Origin of the sequence: Blautia sp. An249 (assembly GCF_002159835.1) — a bacterium.
GTDB lineage: Bacteria > Bacillota > Clostridia > Lachnospirales > Lachnospiraceae > Blautia_A > Blautia_A avistercoris.
On the sequence record NZ_NFJL01000026.1, the window covers coordinates 22,776 to 43,100 of the forward strand.

At 42.2% G+C, this 20,325-nt stretch carries 25 protein-coding genes; 6 read left to right on the plus strand and 19 right to left on the minus strand.

The features are described from left to right. Positions 1–9 precede the first annotated feature (9 nt). Both B5F53_RS17435 and B5F53_RS17440 read right to left on the minus strand, forming a co-directional pair. Positions 10–795: an ABC transporter permease gene (locus B5F53_RS17435; RefSeq protein WP_087226229.1), complete on the minus strand. Its 786-nt coding sequence runs from the start codon at positions 793–795 to the stop codon at positions 10–12. Then, positions 788–1,711 carry an ABC transporter ATP-binding protein gene (locus B5F53_RS17440; protein WP_087226232.1) on the minus strand — a complete coding sequence of 308 codons (924 nt, stop codon included), beginning with the start codon at positions 1,709–1,711 and terminating at the stop codon, positions 788–790. Before B5F53_RS17440 ends, B5F53_RS17435 begins: the two co-directional genes overlap by 8 nt. Positions 1,712–1,868: 157 nt before the next feature. Between B5F53_RS17440 and B5F53_RS17445 the strand changes: the two genes are divergently transcribed. Both B5F53_RS17445 and B5F53_RS17450 read left to right on the plus strand, forming a co-directional pair. Further along, on the plus strand, positions 1,869–2,564 hold the full coding sequence (locus B5F53_RS17445; protein ID WP_087226235.1) for a response regulator transcription factor: 696 nt from the start codon (positions 1,869–1,871) through the stop codon (positions 2,562–2,564). Continuing rightward, a complete protein-coding gene (locus tag B5F53_RS17450) occupies positions 2,561–3,934 on the plus strand; it encodes a sensor histidine kinase (RefSeq protein ID WP_087226238.1) in 1,374 nt (457 codons plus the stop codon). The genes B5F53_RS17445 and B5F53_RS17450 overlap by 4 nt, the downstream gene beginning before the upstream one ends. On the opposite strand, the gene B5F53_RS17455 is transcribed toward B5F53_RS17450, so the two are convergent. Then, positions 3,921–5,288, minus strand: a complete 1,368-nt coding sequence (locus B5F53_RS17455; protein ID WP_087226241.1) for an MATE family efflux transporter — start codon at positions 5,286–5,288, stop codon at positions 3,921–3,923. The genes B5F53_RS17450 and B5F53_RS17455 overlap by 14 nt on opposite strands. A gap of 123 nt (positions 5,289–5,411) precedes the next feature. Between B5F53_RS17455 and B5F53_RS17460 the strand changes: the two genes are divergently transcribed. Next, positions 5,412–5,945: a PadR family transcriptional regulator gene (locus tag B5F53_RS17460; RefSeq protein WP_087226244.1), complete on the plus strand. Its 534-nt coding sequence runs from the start codon at positions 5,412–5,414 to the stop codon at positions 5,943–5,945. 68 nt (positions 5,946–6,013) lie between these two features. Here the strand turns inward: B5F53_RS17460 and B5F53_RS17465 are convergent, their stop codons facing one another. After that, positions 6,014–6,469 carry a hypothetical protein gene (locus B5F53_RS17465; protein ID WP_242970362.1) on the minus strand — a complete coding sequence of 152 codons (456 nt, stop codon included), beginning with the start codon at positions 6,467–6,469 and terminating at the stop codon, positions 6,014–6,016. 375 nt (positions 6,470–6,844) lie between these two features. Here B5F53_RS17465 and B5F53_RS17470 point away from each other — a divergent pair, with 375 nt between their 5' ends. The 3 genes from B5F53_RS17470 to B5F53_RS20000 all read left to right on the plus strand — a co-directional run bounded on the left by B5F53_RS17470 (position 6,845) and on the right by B5F53_RS20000 (position 9,865). Then, positions 6,845–8,380, plus strand: coding sequence for a transposase (locus B5F53_RS17470; RefSeq protein WP_087226246.1), 1,536 nt, complete (start codon positions 6,845–6,847; stop codon positions 8,378–8,380). 89 nt (positions 8,381–8,469) lie between these two features. Next, positions 8,470–9,684 carry an IS256 family transposase gene (locus tag B5F53_RS17475; RefSeq protein WP_087175595.1) on the plus strand — a complete coding sequence of 405 codons (1,215 nt, stop codon included), beginning with the start codon at positions 8,470–8,472 and terminating at the stop codon, positions 9,682–9,684. 13 nt (positions 9,685–9,697) lie between these two features. Beyond that, positions 9,698–9,865, plus strand: a complete 168-nt coding sequence (locus B5F53_RS20000) for a hypothetical protein (protein ID WP_162610342.1) — start codon at positions 9,698–9,700, stop codon at positions 9,863–9,865. 180 nt (positions 9,866–10,045) lie between these two features. Here B5F53_RS20000 and B5F53_RS17480 read toward each other — a convergent pair whose 3' ends face one another. The 15 genes from B5F53_RS17480 to B5F53_RS20005 all read right to left on the minus strand — a co-directional run bounded on the left by B5F53_RS17480 (position 10,046) and on the right by B5F53_RS20005 (position 20,034). Next, positions 10,046–10,621 (minus strand): hypothetical protein, encoded by a 576-nt coding sequence (locus tag B5F53_RS17480; protein ID WP_087226249.1) that lies wholly within the window; start codon positions 10,619–10,621, stop codon positions 10,046–10,048. A 31-nt stretch (positions 10,622–10,652) separates the two neighbouring features. Continuing rightward, on the minus strand, positions 10,653–11,243 hold the full coding sequence (locus B5F53_RS17485) for a hypothetical protein (protein WP_087226252.1): 591 nt from the start codon (positions 11,241–11,243) through the stop codon (positions 10,653–10,655). A gap of 5 nt (positions 11,244–11,248) precedes the next feature. After that, the gene (locus tag B5F53_RS17490) at positions 11,249–11,710 is read right to left on the minus strand and encodes an RNA polymerase sigma factor (protein ID WP_087226255.1); all 462 of its coding nucleotides are present in this window, start codon (positions 11,708–11,710) and stop codon (positions 11,249–11,251) included. 123 nt (positions 11,711–11,833) lie between these two features. Further along, entirely contained in the window at positions 11,834–13,372 is a 1,539-nt protein-coding gene (locus B5F53_RS17495; protein ID WP_087226259.1) for an ABC-F family ATP-binding cassette domain-containing protein, read from the minus strand. Positions 13,373–13,805: 433 nt separating this feature from the next. Beyond that, positions 13,806–14,246: a helix-turn-helix domain-containing protein gene (locus tag B5F53_RS17500; protein WP_087226262.1), complete on the minus strand. Its 441-nt coding sequence runs from the start codon at positions 14,244–14,246 to the stop codon at positions 13,806–13,808. Between the two features lie 80 nt (positions 14,247–14,326). Beyond that, on the minus strand, positions 14,327–14,815 hold the full coding sequence (locus tag B5F53_RS20445; RefSeq protein ID WP_242970363.1) for a hypothetical protein: 489 nt from the start codon (positions 14,813–14,815) through the stop codon (positions 14,327–14,329). A gap of 398 nt (positions 14,816–15,213) precedes the next feature. Next, positions 15,214–15,591: a hypothetical protein gene (locus tag B5F53_RS17510; protein ID WP_087226267.1), complete on the minus strand. Its 378-nt coding sequence runs from the start codon at positions 15,589–15,591 to the stop codon at positions 15,214–15,216. Further along, complete coding sequence (locus tag B5F53_RS17515) at positions 15,581–16,105, minus strand: RNA polymerase sigma factor (RefSeq protein WP_087226270.1); 525 nt, start codon at positions 16,103–16,105, stop codon at positions 15,581–15,583. Before B5F53_RS17515 ends, B5F53_RS17510 begins: the two co-directional genes overlap by 11 nt. A gap of 185 nt (positions 16,106–16,290) precedes the next feature. Beyond that, the gene (locus B5F53_RS17520) at positions 16,291–16,701 is read right to left on the minus strand and encodes a winged helix-turn-helix domain-containing protein (protein WP_140398273.1); all 411 of its coding nucleotides are present in this window, start codon (positions 16,699–16,701) and stop codon (positions 16,291–16,293) included. 21 nt (positions 16,702–16,722) lie between these two features. After that, positions 16,723–17,079: a GntR family transcriptional regulator gene (locus tag B5F53_RS17525; RefSeq protein ID WP_087226276.1), complete on the minus strand. Its 357-nt coding sequence runs from the start codon at positions 17,077–17,079 to the stop codon at positions 16,723–16,725. A 112-nt stretch (positions 17,080–17,191) separates the two neighbouring features. Continuing rightward, entirely contained in the window at positions 17,192–17,578 is a 387-nt protein-coding gene (locus tag B5F53_RS17530) for a DUF3592 domain-containing protein (protein WP_087226279.1), read from the minus strand. 19 nt (positions 17,579–17,597) lie between these two features. Continuing rightward, a complete protein-coding gene (locus B5F53_RS17535) occupies positions 17,598–18,239 on the minus strand; it encodes an ABC-2 transporter permease (RefSeq protein WP_087226282.1) in 642 nt (213 codons plus the stop codon). 1 nt (position 18,240) lies between these two features. After that, positions 18,241–19,098 carry an ABC transporter ATP-binding protein gene (locus tag B5F53_RS17540; RefSeq protein WP_087226285.1) on the minus strand — a complete coding sequence of 286 codons (858 nt, stop codon included), beginning with the start codon at positions 19,096–19,098 and terminating at the stop codon, positions 18,241–18,243. A 2-nt stretch (positions 19,099–19,100) separates the two neighbouring features. Then, complete coding sequence (locus B5F53_RS17545; protein ID WP_087226288.1) at positions 19,101–19,475, minus strand: GntR family transcriptional regulator; 375 nt, start codon at positions 19,473–19,475, stop codon at positions 19,101–19,103. A gap of 307 nt (positions 19,476–19,782) precedes the next feature. Then, positions 19,783–20,034 carry a hypothetical protein gene (locus B5F53_RS20005; RefSeq protein ID WP_162610646.1) on the minus strand — a complete coding sequence of 84 codons (252 nt, stop codon included), beginning with the start codon at positions 20,032–20,034 and terminating at the stop codon, positions 19,783–19,785. Positions 20,035–20,325 lie beyond the last annotated feature (291 nt).

Sequence of the window (20,325 nt, forward strand, 5' to 3'; positions counted from 1 at the left end):
CTTCTCACCTCAACTTTCCCGTCTGCTGTAAATGCGGACAATCGCAAGATAGGACAATCCTCCGATGACCGCAACTGTCAGTATTACGATCCACAGGGGCAGAAAATACGGTTCCATCGCAGTATACGCTGCTGTCCCTGCCTCCGCGAACATTGATGCCTGCCAGCGGTAAATGATGGGCGCTGGCATGATATTGGTAAGGAGCTTCATCACAGGATCTGTGGTGGCAAACATTCCTCCATATGCCAGCATATAGTCGAACATTGTGTAGAAAAAGGTCAGAATGATCGAAAAGATATAAGACCGGTTAAATCCCACGATGGCAATCACAACAGGCAGGATACTTGTCGTATAGAGCAGTGCTGTGATCACTGCGATCCCGATGTTCTCCCCCATATTGGACAGTTCACTTCCCGCGATCAGTCCCCCTGCCATAGAGGAAAGCATTGTGGCAAGGGCAAAGACAAGCCCCAGGATATAAAGCACCGCGATCTTGGCTGTCACAATCTTAAGTGGAGAGACTGGGAGGACCCGCAGGTTTTTCAACGTATCATGATCCCGCTCCATAAAGAACATCATTGCCCCGATAATCCCCAGGGCTGCCGGGAGCATGATAGGCATTCCCATGGTCACCAGCAGACCGAATACGGCTTCAAAACCGGTAAAGTTCCCCACACTGCCCGCCAGCACAAGCGCTGTAAAAGGAATGGGGAATAAAAGTGCCGCGAAGACCACAAAGGAAACGAAATGTTTCCGCTTCAGCTTCCTCATTTCACACTGGATCAGTTTAAGCAATCCCCTCACCCCCTGTAATCCTCCGGAAGTAATCTTCCAGTGTATCTTCGCACAGATGAGCTTCCCGGATACCGATCCCCTCTTCCATAAAATTCCGGTTGATCTTTTCTACCGGGAGATCTGTATCATACAGGTACAGGTTGTTACCGTCCGAAACTTGGACATTTTTGCTTCCAAAAGATGATGCAATAACCTGGGCCGCTTTCTGGGCGTTGGATACACAGAAATGGATATATTTTGCATTTTTCTCTTCCAGCTCTTTTAAGCTCTCTTCTTCCAGAAGGTTCCCATGATCAATGATCCCCACATCATCCGCCAGCAGGGAAATCTCAGACAGGATGTGGCTGGAGATGAGAATGGTTTTTCCCATCGCATCACACAGTTCCCGGATAAAATCACGGACCTCCGCAATCCCGATCGGATCGAGCCCGTTGATGGGTTCATCCAGGATCAGCAGTTCCGGATTGTGCATGACTGCCAGGGCGATCGCCAGCCGCTGCTTCATTCCCAGGGAATACTGGGAAAACAATTTCTTATCCCGGTAAGGCAGGTTGACAAGCTCAAGCGCGCTCTTAATGTACTTCGGGCTTCGCAGTCCTCTCAGATCCGCAAATATTTTCAGATTCTCCGTCCCCGTAAGATTGGGATAAAATCCCGGTGACTCGATCAGGCAGCCGATCCGGGGCAGGATCTCTTTTTCATTTCCTGCGAATGGCTTTCCGAATATCTTCACTTCTCCCGAAGTGGGCGCTGTCAGACCCAGCAGCATGCGCATCGTAGTAGTCTTCCCTGCTCCATTACGCCCCAGGAGCCCGTAGATGCGCCCTTTCTTCACATGGATATCCAGATGGGAAACGCTGGACTGGGTTCCGTACTTCTTGGTCAGATCCCGGGTTTCAATCATATACTCACTCATAAGTTTCTTGCCTCCTTTTCATTTCAAGGCAAGAATAACACACGAAGTCTGAGATAACGCTGAGGCAACTCTGAATTTACTCTGAGATTTCCGGTCATAAATAGTAAGGGCACACTTTTTACGATATAATGGTTGCAGAGTGAACAGGAGGTATCTTATGTACGACAAAAAGATTCTAATTGTGGATGATGAAGCAGATCTGCTCGAAGCCCTGTCCTCAATGTTTGAGCGGGCAGGTTATCGGAATATACTCACGGCTAATAACGGAAAATCAGCATTGGAAGTGTGGAAAAAAGAACAGCCTGACATCATCATCCTGGACGTCATGATGCCGGGTATGGACGGATTCCATGTCTTAAAAGAGATCCGAAGAACAAGCAAGGTCCCAGTCCTTATGCTGACCGCACGGGGAGAGGCTGACGACAAGTTCGCCGGTTTTGAAAACGGTGCTGACGATTATTTAGTAAAGCCCTTTTTGCCAAAGGAGCTGCTTTTCCGGGTACAGGCAATCTTAAAACGCTCCTATCCAAAACAGGAGAAAAGGGTGTATCTCGACGCTTCCACGGTTGATCTGGAAAAAGCGGAAGTACAGCGCGACAGCGGGATCTATCCACTGACGGCAAAGGAGCTGACACTTTTTGAAAAGCTCTACCAGAACGCCGGGCGGATCGTTACAACGGGTGCCTTATGCCAGGCTGTATGCGGAGAATTCTGGCAAGGATATGAAAAGACCCTTTCTACGCATCTCCGCCACCTGCGGGAGAAGATCGAAGCTGATCCGTCCAGACCGGTTTCCCTCATTACGGTCAAGGGCGTCGGATACCGTCTTAATCTTAAGGAGGCACAGCCATGAAGTCCATAGAGCGGTTTTTCCGTCGCTATATTCTCTCAACGATTGGAATCCTGATCCTCTTCTTTCTCCTCAATATCCTGCTGCTTGGCGCGTATTTTGTGATTGCCGGTCTGGGAAATGTAAAAAACTCCAACTTCCCGATCGAGGAGCTGTCCCGGCATATCGAGGCGGACAGCGGGCAGTTCCACATTGATGCGCAGGCGGAGGAAATACTGGCGGATTCTGGCGCATGGGCTATGATCTTAAACGACAGCGGAATCGTCATCTGGGAGCAGGATCTGCCTGCTGAACTCCCCCGCCGGTATACTGCAACAGAGGTAGCAATGTTCAGCCGCTGGTATCTGGATGATTACCCGGTCAATATCTGGAAACGCACAGACGGACTTTTGGTGGTCGGGCTTCCGCCGGGAGACATCGCCAACTATTATTTTTCTTTTAAGGCAGGATATATCCGTCCACTCCTGGCAGGGATCGGCGCTGTATTTTGTATCAACCTTCTTTTAATGGCATACCTGTTTATCCGCAGCACACGCCGGGTAGAAAAAGCCATGAAGCCAATCCTGGAAGGCATCCACCAGCTCTCGGAGGGAAAACCAGTCTCACTCGAAGAAAAGGGGGAACTGGCGGAAATCAATTCCGGATTAAACCGGGCCGGCGACTATTTAATAAAAAAGGACAATACCAGGGCTGTCTGGATACGCGGGATCTCCCATGATATCAGAACCCCTCTGTCTGTTATCCTAATGTATGCAAGCGAGATTGAAGGAACATCTGCGCTTCCACCAGCGACGCGGAGACAGGCCGGTATCATCCTGCGCCAGAGTGAAAAACTGAAAAACCTCGTTTCTGATCTGAACCTCACAACAAAGCTGGAATACTCCATGCAGCCCATTCACAAGGAGCGCCTGAACGCTGTTGAATCAGCCCGTCAGGCATTAAGCGAGATCCTCAACGAAGAGATGCCGGAACAGTATGAACTGGAATTTTCCGAGCAGCAGCCTGGAAAGGAAATCACTCTGACCGGTGATGATCTCCTGCTTAGGCGGATGCTTTCCAACCTCATCCGCAACAGCATGATCCACAACCCATCTGGCTGCAGGATCATACTTTCTGTAGCTCTGGAAAATGGCTCCTGCATCTTCACCGTTACAGATGACGGTAAAGGAATGAGCGAAGACAGACTACAGGAGCTGAACCAGGACAAATCCATAACCAGCACGCAGGAATCTACTGACGATATAGAACATGGCCTCGGTCTTAAGATCGTCCGCCAGATCGTAAAGGCTCATAACGGAACCGTACATTTCTCCGTGGCCCATCCACAGGGATTATGCGTCAGGATTGCTTTGCCCGCTGTCAAAGAGTTATAAATTTCTGTTTTGCAAGCGCCAATTCTTTATGTAAATGCAATGCCATAAATATGGTGATAATGGCAGAAAGTACATCCGCGATCGGCTGCACATAAAGAATCCCGTTTATTCCCCAAAATACTGGGAGTATCAAAATAACCGGGACAAAACAGATCCCCTGCCGGCAGGCTCCTAAGACAAACCCTTCCAGCCCCTTCCCCAGTGCGAGAAACAGGGAGGAATATACGGTATAAAATCCAAACAACAGAAAGGAAAGCCCGTTTATGCGCAGCGACTGCGTCCCTACGCGGATCATTTCCAGATCGCCATCTGTAAACTGCGCTATGATCCTGCTTGAAAATATGGTCAGTAACAGTCCGTAAATCACACAGAATACCGTGGACCATAGAATGGAGGTCCGGATTGCCTTATGTAGTCTGTCAAATTTCTTCGCGCCGTAGCTATACCCCGCAATCGGCTGGAACCCCTTAATGAATCCGAATACGATCAGGCTGCCCATAGAGACGATCCTCGTCACAGCGCCCATCCCGGCAATCACGGAATCCCCATACGGTCCTGCCTGCGTATTTACAAGGGATATAGAAAGGCTTGTCAGGATCTGAAACACCAGGGTAGGGATACCGATCTTGAATATTTCCGACATAATTTCCTTTGTAAATGTACAGTTCTTCATTTTAAAGCTGTAGATACTCTTTTTCCTGAAAATGAAGGTCAGATATATCAGGGTAGAAACGATCTGGGAAATGGCGGTTGCAATTGCGGCACCTGCAACTCCCATATCCAATGTATAAATGAAAACCGGATCTAAGCCAATATTCAGGACAGCGCCTGCCATCAGCGCGAACATTGTAGTTTTTGCTGCGCCCTCGCTTGTTACAATATTGTTCATCGTTACATTGAACACATTAAATATGCATGAGACAACATAAATGCCTGCGTAGGTCATAGCATACGGCATGATACTGTCTGTCGCGCCTAAAAGTCTTAGTATGGGACGAAGAAAAATCATTGAAAAAATAATCAACACCGCTCCTACTGCAACACTGCTGTACAAGGCAGTGCTCGCAACTCTATCTGCCTGCTCCTGATCCCGATTGCCTAACAGTCTGGAAAGATACGAGGCAGAACCATTCCCGAATAACAAACCAAGACCTACAACGATCTGACCGAGCGGATATACCACGGAAATTGCTCCCATCTGGCTTGTACCTAAACCACCGACAAAATACGCGTCAACCAGATTGTAGATGGCGTTTACCATCATACCCAACATGGTCGGAATTCCCATTGCAAGAAGTGCTTTGGATATGGGGGCATTTCCCAAAAGCTCCATTTTATTGTTTCTGCTGTTCATATAAAATCTCCTTTCTCTTGACATGGATTATAAAGTATATTACTATATTTTATAGCAATCGCAGCTGCGATACACATACTACTATAATTTATAGTAGTTGTCAAGAAAAAGGAGGAGCTTCTCATGGCAACAATCGATTTAATTGTTCTCGGCATTCTCAAAAAAGAATCCTTAAGTGCTTACGACATTCAAAAACTGGTTGAATACCGCAATATCTCTAAATGGGTAAAAATCAGTACACCTTCAATATATAAAAAAGTAATCCAACTGGAAGAAAAAGGATACATTACAAGTACAACGGTCAAAGAAGGAAAAATGCCGGAAAAGGCAGTGTACACACTGACCGAATCCGGACACCGCCAGTTTGAAAAACTGATGATGGAAATTTCACGCAAACCGATTAATATCTTTTTGGATTTTAACGCAGTAATCGTCAATATTGACAGTTTACCCGAAGAAACCCGGAAATCCTGTCTTGCCAATATTGAGGATCAGGTTAAAACACTCAAATCTTATCTGGAGGAAAACCTGGATATTAAGAAAAACGATCCTGAAATCCCAGAAGTGGGAATGGCAGTTTTAGAACAGCAGTATATGCTTGCACAGGCGATAGAAATGTGGATCTCGTCTATGAAGGGGCGCTTTAGCTTGAAATAAAGAATTCCATTTACAGGGATTTTGGCAATCTCCCGGAAGTTCCATACTTCCGGGAGGAGCATAACATGTCATGGAATTTTTTCATATGCCAAAAAAGACAATATATAATCATCTGTTTGAAAAAGGATTGAAGGGATTTCGGAATTATTATATAACCTCGTCCCGTACACTCCAATAAATGCAGATTCTTCATTTTCAAATACCATGCTTAGTTTATGTGATGTACATGGATGAGATGTGTTCGCCCTTTCAAGACTGTAAGTTCCATTCCAAACAGCATTGTTCGTTTTATCGGATAGTAAGAAAGTATTGTCTTTATTAAATTGAAGTACTAAATCACATTGACTCCCTGCCAGATCCGATTGCTTCAGATTCGATACAATAATATCTCCTTCTAAATTGGAAACACTCTCCATCTCCCATTGATATTTTACAATCTCACAATCTGCCTGTAATTGTAGATTACAACCGGAAAAACAAAAGACCAAGAAAAATATTGCGGTAACTGGCAAATGTTTTTTCATATTAACCTCTGTTTATTAATGACCACAAGGTGCTATTGGATGAATTTTAACGTATCAAAATCAACCTCTGGTATATCATCCGCATTTCTGCTTGTGTCAGTCGAAGTTTTTAGATAAATATAATCATTTACAATTAAGTAAAAGTTTCCCAGATTGCCGTACTATAGAAAACAGCGATCTTTGTGCTAACAGCCCTAAAAAACTATAGTTTTTCGGGGAAGTTGGTTATAAATAGGCCAAAAACAACTCTTCCAAGGTCAAAATCACCGTCTCGTGAGGCTTTTGACGTCCATAGTTCTTTGAAAAACAAACCATAAATTCATTGATATATAGTACTATATATGATATAATTGTACTATATTTGGAGGTGATTTTATGGCAGTTCCAGAGTACATTCGCATGGTTCCAAGACCCGTCAACACCATCGTTGAAGACAACGGGCGTGATGGTCCAAACCGATTTGCTGTCCGTGAGAGGGTCAGCATCAAATACATCTCCGGCGGCAACCCGCAGCCGAAAAACGGAAAGGTGATCGGCCATATCCGGGACGGGAAATATGTCCCCAAACAGGATAAGGCTTCCGTTTCAGGGCCGGACATGCTCTCCTATGGTGCTTCAGCCTTTGTAAAATCTGTCTCGGAGGATCTCCTTGATGATCTTCTGGAGGTGTACCCCATCAAAGAGGCATATACTATAATGGCTATCGCCACCTTGCGAATCATAAAGCCATCCATCGTGAATGGCAGGCTTTCGACCGAATATAACCGCACATTCGTATGTAAGGATTATCCCGGCATAGGGATGTCTCCAAATACGATCTCAGGTTTCCTTCAGCGGCTCGGACAAGATGGCAGAAAACGAAGAACTTTCTATCAAAAGCGTGCTCTGAGGGTAGCAAGGGATCACCATGTGATCATAGACGGTATGCTGAAACAGGACACCAGCACAGTAAACGATCTTTCTACATTTTCCTACAAAGGGAGAGTGAAGGGCTGTAAGGATGTATCCGTTATATATGCCTATGACCTTGAGGCTATGGAACCTATCTGTGCAGAGGTGTTCCCCGGAAATTCCATAGATGCCGTATCTTACAGGTCATTCATAGTGGATAACGATATAAGGCAGGGCATCATCATCGCCGATAAAGGGTTTCCTCCGGTACGAATTATCAAGGAACTTGGCGATCGGCCTGACCTGCATTTCCTTACTCCCATAAAGAGGAATGATGCGCGCATCACGAACAATGCCATGCTGACTTTCAGCGGAGTCCTTGAGGGAGTCGGAGACCATGTGCTTTATAAAAAGCAGGCCATAAAAGGAGGCCGGTATCTTTATTCGTTTAAGTCATCAAGTAAGGCAGCCATGGAGGAGACCGATTACTTAAAGCGAAGAGAACAGAACCATGATTTCATAAGTGAAAAGTATGAAAAGAAAAGGCTCGTCTTCGGGGTCATTGTATTCGAATCGGATCTTGATATGGATCCTAAGACCGCTTACCTTTGTTACGATGAACGATGGATACTGGAACTCGTCTTCAAGCAGTATAAAAATGATCAGTGCCTGGATCAAACGAATGTTCAGGGAGACTTCTCCCTTATGGGTTCCGAGTTCATCAACTTTATATCTACTGTGCTCACCTGTCGTCTTATACAGAAGGCGAGGGATGCTGGTCTGCTGAACAAGATGTCCTATAAGGATCTTATGGATGATCTGAGTTCCGCCTGGCGTATGGTGGATGCGCCTGCTCCTCCACACTCTGATGACAGCTACTGGGTACATACCATAGTGAGCGTCTTTGAGGAACTTGAGACTTTAGGGCTATCCATACCAGTTCCAAAGCCAGCGCCAAAGAAGCGTGGCAGGCCAAAGAAGGAACCTACAGAGCCCAAACCTAATCGTCCAAGAGGGTAGTGTAAAAAACTTTGTGGCTTTGGTAAAAAATGGCTCCTTTTTGGTAAGAATTACAGATATGACAATTCTTATCGAAAAGGAGTTTATTTATGGCAGTAGCAAAAGACCAAATCCGACAGATTATTACAGAAAACAACATTACCAGTGTGGCTGATGTTTACTCCCTTCTCAAAGACAGCTTCAAAGATATATTGCAGGAGCTTCTGGAAGCCGAGATGGATGCAACTCTGGGCTATGAAAAAAATTGTAAAGGTGATCTTAAGAGCGATAATAAGAGGAATGGCCACTCTCCCAAAACACTCAAAAGCCAGTACGGGGAATTCCAGATCGATGTTCCCCGTGACCGCAATGGTGAGTTTGAACCAAAGCTGATCCCGAAATATCAGCGGGATATTTCCGGGATTGAGGAGAAAGTAATCTCTCTCTATGCCCGCGGAATGAGTACAAGGGATATTCATGACCAGCTCCAGGAACTTTATGGGATTGAACTTTCCGCCGAAATGGTCAGCAAAATCACGGACAAAATCCTTCCGGAAGTGAAAGAGTGGCAGTCTCGTCCACTGAACCCTGTATATCCTTTTGTTTTTATGGACTGTATCCATTACAAAGTCCGGGAAGACGGCAGGATCCTCAGCCGCGCTGCTTATATTGTACTGGGAGTTACCGTGGAAGGATACAAGGATATTCTCAGTATTACCGTAGGAGCGAATGAGACCAGTAAATTCTGGCTCGGAATGCTCAACGACCTGAAAAACCGTGGCGTGCAGGATGTCCTGTTCTTCTGCGTAGACGGTCTCCCCGGATTTAAAGACGCAATTCAGGCCGTTTTCCCACAGGCACAGATCCAGCGCTGTGTCATCCATATGCTGCGCAATTCTTTTAAATATGTGAATTATAACGATCTGAAGAAGTTTTCCGCAGACTTCAAGGCTGTCTATAACGCGCCCAATGAATCCGCAGCTCTTTCGGAATTGGAAACGATCAAGGAGAAATGGGGAAAGAAATATCCCTATGCGATCAGTAACTGGGAAAACAACTGGGAAGATGTGAGTTCTTTCTTCCAGTTTTCCGGAGATATCCGCAGAATTATGTATACCACAAACATCATAGAAGGGCTGAACCGTCAATACAGGAAAGTCACAAAGACAAAGAGTGTGTTCCCAAGCGATACCGCTCTTGAAAAGATGCTGTTTCTTGCGAGCAGAAATGTAACAAAGAAGTGGACGCAGCGTTATCGGAACTGGGATCAGGTGTTGAACCAACTGATTCTTTTATACGATGAGAGACTGACAGCATACCTGTAAAAGGAAAACAGGAGTGGATGAAAAACTATTCCGCTCCTGTCTTCCCCTTATTCCTTCGGCATTTATAGTATTCCCAGAAAATCCCAGCTTATTCCTGAGGCCGGGTGTGGGCAGAGCCCACGAAAAAGGGATTACAGATGCCGTTATTTGTGCTGCAAAAAATCTTAAAATTCATGTATAACATGAGTCAAATGGGTAATACTATAAACAGATAAGTAATTCGACAGCCAAAAAGCAGAAGTTCCGACAAGACAATTATACATATCTGTTTCTTATCAAAGAAGAATTTTTCCCATAGACACAGAAAATTTTACGCCCTCTCCAAGAGGCCGGCCAAGGAAGAATAGCACCCCGTCTGCCGCTACTCTATAGTACGGCAGATTGGGAAAGTATTAATTAAGCCGGAAAAACCGATAGAGCTATCCTCAACTTCCCACCATAAATATTTTTCGTTCAGTGAATAATTGTCATTTAGAAGTACCCAATCATTTTCTGTTTCATATAAAAGACCATTAATGGCCGCTGATGTCGATGGCAAGTTTCTTAGTCTGACACCAGTTCCTTTCACATATGCTAAATAGTAATGCGTTTCAGACTGCATAAGTGCTTTTACATCAGGATTCTCTTCCCATATTTTTTTAATTTCACTTTGGTCGGTGATAATTTCAAGTTCAGCGAATGGTTCATTTTGCTCCAAATACTTTTTTATCTCCGGGTTTTCCAAAGTAATCCTTGAGATCTCTTCTTCATCTGTAATAACTTTAAGACCGGCCAATGGTTCTTCTTTATTGGACTTTTCCGGAACATCCGAATTAACGCATATGTTATCCGGTGTAATTGCAGCCTTTTCTTCATTATCACCAGCAAATACCATGGCAGATCCAGATAGTATAATCACGCTACATAATAATATTCCAATTATTTTTCTGCTCTTCATAACCTCATCTCCTAAACTTATTTTTCAGCTTTTACTTCCCACTTTCATTTTCTAATAATTCGATATATGCCCCCTTGTCCCCCCTTTCCAATCGTAAATTGATGTCTTCGGTCTTTTCGCCTTTATACACCCGCACTTTTAACACTGAACTATTCGTTTTATTAATTTGAATATCTTCACCCTTTTCATCCGTTATTCTTCCTGGCGAGAACCCATCCGGCATCCAATATATGAAAGCTTCTTTAATAAAAATATTTTCAGCATTAGCGTTCTCCAGTCCTTCTATCACTTCAAATCGTTCATTTTTCCCAAGAGATATTTCAATCGTATATCCTCTTCCCAGTGGAGTCATTTCCTCCATGAGCCGGATCTTTTCTCCTTCTTTTAACTGAATTTTTCCTTCAATTCCGGAAGCATATACTATTGTTGAATTCAAATTATGCAAAGTGGTACACATACAGATCAGAAGTATTACGGCTATAAATGTCATAGAACAGTAATTTCTCCTTTTTCTCCTGATTTTTAGTTCATATTTCGCACAGCATTTCGTATATAGCTCGTCTACTTTTCTTTCATCAAATGTAATATCTCCCGCCAAATCTGACATTTTTTCAAAAAACAAATCTATCACTCCTCATATAACTTTTTAAAATTCTTTCTTGCTCTCTCAAGTCTTTTTTTTACAGCACTATCGCTAATTTTTAATAACTCTTTTATCTCTTTACATGAATAGCCCTCAACATAGTACAAAATTAATATTTCTTTATCCTTGCTTTTCATTTCCATTAAAATATCCATCACTTTGTTTTCTCCGCAACTATGGTATTTATCTGTAAGCTCTTCGTAAGCAACGTGTGGATGTAACTTACGAAATCTCAGCATATTTTTACATATATTAATATTGACTCTGACTAACCATGCTTTCTCGTAATCATTTGTACAAAATTTTTTATGTGATAGCATGTACTTTAAAAACGTCTCTTGAACTGCATCGTTAGCGTCATTTCTGTTGCCTAACATCAAGCTTGATATTTTATATAATGTTGGACTATATAAAGAGAATATCTCTTTAATGTGATCACCATTCATCCGATTATCCTTTCTCCTTCACTAATAATACACATATCTAGTACCAATGGTGACATATAATTATCTATTTTTTATGAGGATGAAAATATCTGCTTTGTCCGGTCAGTAATCGGATCTTTGTTTCTATCCTATTTGCTTTTCTATATTGATCACCCTCTGCGCCCAGTCCTGATAAAATGCTTCTTCATGTGATACCAGAAGCACCGTTCCTTCAAAACTAAAAAGGGCTGCTTTCAGTGCTTCTTTTGCATGGAAATCTAAATGATTCGTTGGTTCATCCAGGATCAGGAAATTACATGGGGATAATGTCAGCAGACATATTTTTACTTTCGCCTGTTCTCCCCCGCTCAGTGTGTTGATCGGCTGCATCGCATGTTTGCTTGAAATCCCACACTGGGCCAGCTGTTTGCGTATATCTTTTATAATCATATGAGGATAGGCGTCAGAGACTATCTGAATCGGTGTCCATCCCGGTTCTTTCCAGGTGAGGTCCTGTTCAAAATAAAGGAAAGTTACCTGGTCAGAGAACTTAAAATCCCCCCGCATAGGTGGAAGCTGCCCGATCAGCGTCTTCAACAAAGTTGATTTTCCAATTCCATTGAAACCCGTGATCACAACCTTCTGTCCGCCTTTCACACTGAACTCTATATCCGACAAAACAGGATAATGATAGCCCACTGCCAGCTGCTTAACCAGTAAATGCTCTGTATTGGTAAGCGGTAGTCCCGAAAAACGGAAATGGGGAATGATCTCTTTTTGCTCCAGTGCTTCCATCTTATCCATCCGGTCAAGCTGTTTCTGGCGTCCTCTTGCCATTTTAGATTTCCGGCCGGCGATATTCCTGCGTATAAATTCTTCCGTTTTCTTAATCTCCCTTTGCTGCGCCGCATACTGACGAATATAGTCCTCCCGCAAAAACGCCTTCTTCCGAAGGAATTCCGAGTACGTTCCATAGTATTTTGTGATTGTATGATTGTCTATATCGCAGATACGGTTCACAAACTTTGCCAAAAATCCATAATCATGCGAAACTACCAGAAAAGCATTCTCCAGTGCAGACAGATATTCCGCCAGCCACTCCACATGCTCTTTATCAAGGAAATTCGTAGGCTCATCCAATAGCAGCACATCCGGTTTCTCAAGAAGCAGTTTTGCCAGAATCACTTTCGCTCTCTGTCCTCCGCTCATCTCCGCGATCTGGCGATCAAGTCCAATCGCAGACAGTCCTAATCCATTGATGACACGCTCAATTGCCGTGTCAATAGAATAAAAATCACATGCTTCCAATTCCTCTTGGTATCGGGCCGCAAGTCCCAGGCTCCTGTCATCTCCTTCAGCCGCCTTTTCATAGAGCTGCGTGATCCGCTCTTCCATTTCATAGAGCTTTGAAAAAGCAGATTGTAAAAACTCCTTCATTGTCAGATCAGGACGGATTTCGGCATACTGATCCAGATAACCGATGGCAATATCCGGCTGCCAGACGAGCCGGCCGCTGTCTGGTATGATTTGTCCCGTGCAAATTTTTATAAACGTGCTTTTTCCCGTCCCGTTTGCCCCGACAATGCCGACATGCTCTCCTTTATTTAAAGTAAATCCAGCATTTTTATAAAGTACATGATCGCCAAATGAATGTGATAATCCTTCAATTTCTAATAAACTCATCGCTATTTTATCCTTTCAAATATTTATAGACGCAAAAAGGCAGAAGTTTAGACACATAAACATGCATCTGCCTTCTGCCTTTTACCTTCAACAGTAAAAACAAAAGGCTACAGACAAAACATTGTCCATAGCCCTATACACATGATCACGAAGCGGAAAGCCGTTTCTTCAAAAAGGGTAGAGTTTCCCCCTGGCTTTCCGATGAAATCTCAATACGCTCTTTCTACGCTATACTCTGCACAATGTTTCATCGGTATGGATTGTACAGAGCTGATTCGCTTTTTACGCTGGTCTGTCAAACGAAAGTTATTCATAGTCCGTCTCCTTTTTAAGAGCTGTAAACTCTGGATATGATCATACTACGGCAAACATTCCTTGTCAATGGCTGCTCAAAAGCCTGATATCCCCAGTTTCAGTTCGCTTAATTTCATTTTCATTGGTTATTCTCATATATCTGGCTTTCTTCAGAAATTGGTAATTGCTGAATCTCTATGTCCTCGCTGTATGAGTTATGAGATATAATGCCAACAATAACAAGGGAAAAATTGATAACAAGAAATAGAATACCTAGTCCCGCCAAAACTTTCCAAACTATGCGGGAACGACGGTTTTTTATCGCCAATTGCTCACTGATACGTGCCAGATGTTCCGCAATTTCATTTTTGTTCTCATCATCAACACTATTTGCGCCTAATAATTCAGCTACCTTTACTTCAAGAACATCAGCCAGTTTTATAAGCAAGTCGGCGTCCGGTACGGACAAGCCTTTTTCCCATTTTGATACCGTCTGCCTCACGACATTAAGTCGAATAGCCAGCTCCTCCTGTGTCATTCCTTTCCGCTTGCGTATTAATTTCAAATTGTCACCAAACATCAGCTATACCTCCTTTTTATGGCTTCATTGTAGTCAGCAGATGTCTCTTGAGGCAAGCAACGCAAATTAACATTCATTCCCTATCGAATATAAATCTCTGAAACAGCATCTTCCACACCGTTAATCTGAAGTCTCACATGGATTTTCCCGTTTTGAAATTCAGATAAAGAATACTCAACCGGTTCCGACAGGTCTGTCACATCTATGGATCTTGATATATCTCCCTGTACTAACCACAAGACAAGGGTTGCGCCCTCCGGCACCGTTTTGCAGGAAACATCTGCATAGACAGACTGGGAATCTGCATCATCGATTTTCATATTTTGTTCTTCTACAAATCCGTCACTGGCACTTCTAAAATCTAACTTCCAGATACCATCCAGATAGGTATTGGAATTCATGCTGATTGTGCCTAAATTCCATACTCTCTCGTTGGAAGCGACATCTGTATTTACGCCATTTCCTGTAGCTGCGCTCACAATGAATCCAGTCAGGCATATGAGCATAAGTACCATACTTACAATCCCTGCCACAATTAACTTTAAATGGTGTGTTCCCTGTTTTACCATAATAATATTTTCCTCCTTATTGATATGCGTTCCGCATTCTTCACAAAACTTTGCTTTTACTGAAACTCGATGCCCACAGGCTTGGCATGTTCCTTTCAACTCTGACCTGCGCAAAAAATAAATCAGTAATCCAATAAATGGTGTAGCTATAAATACTACGATTGCCCATAACACCGGATCGTCTCCTCTTTTTTTACAATCCTGATATACCCATGCTGCAAAAAAAGAACTGGTACATAGTGAAAAAATAATAAAAAGCAGCAGTAAAAGTGGGATCAGCATGGAGAGCCCGCTAAATCCATCACTTTTGAGGAAGTATAGACCAAATCGCAAAACAATTAATAACAAGATAGCTATAACTCCAATACCAATCAGAGATTTGCTCCTCTTTTTATGATTCACGCCAACTCACCTCTCTTCTCTATACAAATAGTGATATTCTCCTTCATATTCGTTCTTTTTACCCCGACTGCGGTAAGCAGAATGCCCGCCAGACCGATATAAAGGCAAATCCCTGTAGCAAAATAAGATAAATACGTATTACTGATCATCATAAATGAAGCAATTGCCAGCATAAGAAATGTCACTAAATTTAGAATCATCGGCAGATACCAGACCGATAAGACTCGCGCGGCAGGTTCTTTTCGCATCAGTCTTTCCTTTTCATATAAGGACGCCTTAATTTTCCCGTTCAAGTCTGCTCCTGGCTTATCGGTAAGTTCTATAGCTTCCCGAATAATTCTATCTATCTCTGTATCATAACCGTCATTCCTCATAACCTGCTTCCTCCAATCTTTTTTTAATCAGGGATCTTCCCTTAAACAACCGGCTTTTTACCGTTCCAGGCGGTTTTTTTATAATAACAGCAATTTGATCTATGGAACAATCCGAAAGATAGAATAATATCATCGGTATCCGGATCTTTTCGGGAAGTGTTTGGATCATCTGATTTACTTCCGCCATCAGTTCTTTTTGTAAATAGTTATCTTCAATACTTTCACCAGAATGCAGGGCAGCCTCTTCCCCCGCCTCCAGATTCCCACAGGGTGCGATCTTGTTTCTTCGGGCCTGCTTTCGTCTATCGCTGTTCCATAGATTATGTGCCAGTGAGAAAAACAGGGCTTTCGGATTTTGTTCCCAGTCAAGCTGCCATTTGGTTTCCAAGGCCTTCAGGAATGTCTGTTGATATAAATCCTCTGCGTCTACTTTATCGATACAGAGTTTCAGACAAAATCTATATAAATCCGTTCCAAATTCATCAATGCACCTTTCGATTTCTCTTGCGTCCAATGCCTCACCTCCACTGCCCGTTCACCTTATATTCGTCACAACACTCTTGGCGGTTCATTTTCCCCCAAAAAATTATAGCATAAAAATATCGGAGTGAAATTGAGATCATTTCGCTCCGACATTTAAGAAATTTTTTTACAATTATCTATATAAAGTAAATGACATATTCCGTTTCAAAAAACATCTCATGTCTTCGGCACAATAAATCGATATCCAACATTTCGCACTGTTTGTATGTATTCCTTTTCTGTGTGAGCCTTCAATTTCTTTCTTATTCCGGCAATCACACACTGTACCGCATTTTCGTAATTTTCAGTTTCTCTTTTCCAGACTGCCTCGTGAATCTGCGCTTTTGTAAATACATATCCTGGACGCCGGGCCAGAAAATGAAGCGCTTCAAACTCTAAGTTAGTCAAAAGCACTTCTTTTTCCTCTATAAATACTCTGTGTTGGCAGGGATGGATCTTTAATCTTGGAAAAATCAAAGAACTGGGAACCTCCTTTTGAGGGCAAGCCATTCTCGATTCATCCGAGATCATAGCTAATATTCTATCACAGAGCTTTTTATCTTCATCGCTAAAAGTCAATACGATCACTTTCCCATAAAACCATCCCCCTTACTTGCCGACATCTTTCTTGTATTCCTTCACAAATAACAATAGATCTTCTTCCGTATAGCCCAGTATTCTAACTGCTGTGACCAAATCTTCAATCAGCGACATAGCCAACTCTTTCTTCTTTTCATAAATATGCGGTACAACATAATAGCCTGTTGTTCGCCTGGCATAAATAATACCTTGTCTCTCCAAAAACTGGAGAGCTTTAGAAACCGTACTTATAGAAACCTGACAGACGATGGCATATTTTCTGATTGTAGGCAGAGGGGTATTCCCTTGTAAATTACCACAAAATATCTCTTTTTTTATCTGTCCAGCTATTTGTAAATATTTACGTTTACATTGAGTTGTGTACATGTTTATTTCCTCTTATTTTGTTTCCATTTGCGATAAATATAATTTCCAATCGGCAATAAAATGCAAATCGCAACAAACCATTCTGGAAAATGCAGCATTTTGGAGTCCTCCTTCAACTCAAAAATATTAGTCCTATTATTATCAAACTGCCAATCATAACTAAAGCGGAAACAGCGATACGCTTTACAGAAAAACAATATAGTCTCTCAGGCTGTTTTGTATCATAACGCACCAAAACTTTACTGCCAACATCTGCTGTCATAGGAACCTGTATCCGCTTTTTTGAAGTATATCTTTTTCCATCCACAGTATATGTTATAGTCGCCCACTTTGAATTTCTCATTTTCTCTGTCGGCAGACTTATTGTCTTGAATGAAATTATTACCCCCTGCGTCTTTCCAGAAGAATCTTTATACAACAGATAGGAAACAATATTCACAATACAATAGGCAAAAGAAATCAGAGCTATAGCCCCTAAAAAAACAACTTCTTCATCCATGACAAACACCTCAAAAGTTTTACGATAAATCAGCTTTTTTATAAATCCCTGTCGAGATAACAGAAGAGATAATCAGAATTACCATACTGATTATCAGGCAAGCTGCTAATAAAGCGATAGGATTCCTCTCAGATAAAACTTCCGCTATAAAGTTTGTTTCAATTTCCAGTGACTTTGCAAACAAAAATGGAGACGCCATAATGAGCACTACGAAAAACATTTTCGTTTTTTCATACCCCAGTTTATATTGTACTGGAAGATAAATGCCCAAAACAACTGATATCACCAGAAACGACAAAGCCGGCAATTCATATCCCACATTACGGAGTTGAGGAAATAAAAGCGTTTCCAGACCAAAAATCAGACTGCAGGCAAAGTATATCAATATGCAAAAAATGTATTTAGACAGTACAATGTCTTTCCGAGAAAATGGTAAGGCACATAACAAAGTAGATGCCTTCGGATATTGTGTTTCTTTTAATGATACATACTGTAACAACATGAAAATCGAAAAAATTGTTATCAACACGAACCCCAGTATGCCCGCATATTCCGGCGATCTCCATATAAGAAACAACGGAAAAACAACACACACCGCTATCATGAGCAGCACATATTTTTTCACAATTAAAAAGTCTTTTTTAACCAATTGCAGTAACATCTTATTTTCCTCCTTTGATGTTGCAGAGCATTATATCCTCTATTGCAGGTCGTTCAAAAATGCTGTCTGGCAGGATTTTTCGGGCTTCATCAACATTCTTTGTAATTGCGGTAAAACCATATGTCGTTTTATCTATAGCCATAAACATCTTTTCACTATTTGAATCCAGTTTCATCAGATCACCTTTCACAATCCGATACCCGTCCAGCAAAGTGTCTTTTTCTTCTTGAAAAACAATTCGCCCCCCATCGATCATTACCAGCATATCAGCTATTTTATCCAGGTCAGACGTTATATGAGTGGAAAAGAATACACCTCGTCCGCCCCTCTCCATGAACTCTTTCAAAATATCGAGCAATTGACTTCTAATAAGGGGATCAAGCCCACTAGTCGGCTCATCCATGATTAATAATTCTGCCTCATGCGAAAGTGCAAGCGCCAAGGCGTATTTCATTCGCATACCTTTGGATAAGGTGCTGATTTTCTGTTTCGGATTAAGTGAAAAGCGGTCAAGATATGCCCTATATTCGTTTTCATTCCATGACTGATAGGCAGAAGCTATAATACCTTTCATTTCTGACAAACTTAATTCATCATAAAATCCTCCTTCATCAAGAACAATTCCTATTCTTTCTTTAATTGCTTTCTCATTAGTAGCCATGTCCATCCCAAATACACGGATATCACCAGACTCTATCGGTGTTAATCCTAAAATAGACCGTAATGTGGTGGTTTTCCCTGCTCCATTTATACCGATAAAGCCTGTTATGCACCCCTCCGGCAGAGAAAATGAAATGTCCTTCAATGAAAAATCTTGATAAGTTTTATTCAGTCCTTTTACTTCTAAAATGTTTTCCACGCCTACTCCTCCTCAAATAAAATATTCATCATATCATTTAATTCTTGCTGCGTAATCCCGAGTGCTTTTGCAGTCTGTATCATATCCAGCATTTTTTGTTCTACAAGTCTACGTTTAGAATCTCTTAATAACTCAACATTACCTGCAGAAACAATTGTTCCAATACCTACTTGTCGATTTACAAACCCATCTTTTTCTAAGTCGTCATAAACTCTTCGGATTGTTAAAACACTCACCTTCAAATCATTCGCAAGCGAGCGGATTGACGGCAAGGTTTCCCCTTCGGATAAATCACCTTTTAGTATTGCATCAATTATCTGGTCCTCTATCTGTTTATATAGAGGCATATCTGACGTATTTGAAATGACTATTTTCATATCTTCTTCCTTTTAATGTGATGTTTTTATATACACACTATACACATTATACACTTCATTGTCAATAGATTTCTTACTTTTCGTTTCAAAGATAGGGTACAGAACAATTTTCTACCAAAGATTTACAAAACCGACAAGGATTTTTAGAACAGAAACGTAGTCCATAGTATCAAATATCGCCCGGCAGAACTTAAGCCAACCGGACGATGACAGATTGTGATATGAAATTTACTTAACACTGATTTGTTATTTTCCCAGTACAACATACTTCTCAACAGTGAAAATATCCTCGTATGTTCTTGTCTCCCTATCCTGCTACGACATCCGCCTTTTTTAAACGATGCGCTGCCAATAGGATGAACAATACAATGTATACAATCACCATCAGGACTAACGAAACCATACTGTCAACCGGCAGCGTCTCATCCTGCGATGACAGCCCCAGGATGATCTGGGAATACGGGAACATACTGCTAAATCCTAAAATATGGCAACCTAATCCCGCAATACTCAGGCAGACAGCCATTCCCACCGGGACTGCAAAACTCCGTATTCTCATAGAAAGGTAAAGCTGTACCGCCCCACACTTAGAGCGGAAAACCACCCCATGCGATGAAAATCTACGTCTGCGCCATGGTCTTGGTGTACTGCTGGTACGCCAGATCACAGAAGCACATCACGGGACAATGACAATGCAGAGTATGGAAGGAAACGGTTTCAAAACAACTTTATCATTCTCAGCATAGTAACAGGAATCCTTTGACGGTTCTTCGTCGCTGGATTCCTGTTTTTCTCTGGAGTTATAAATCCGCAACCGCTCTCTATCCCTCCCGTACTTCTAAACAGCTTC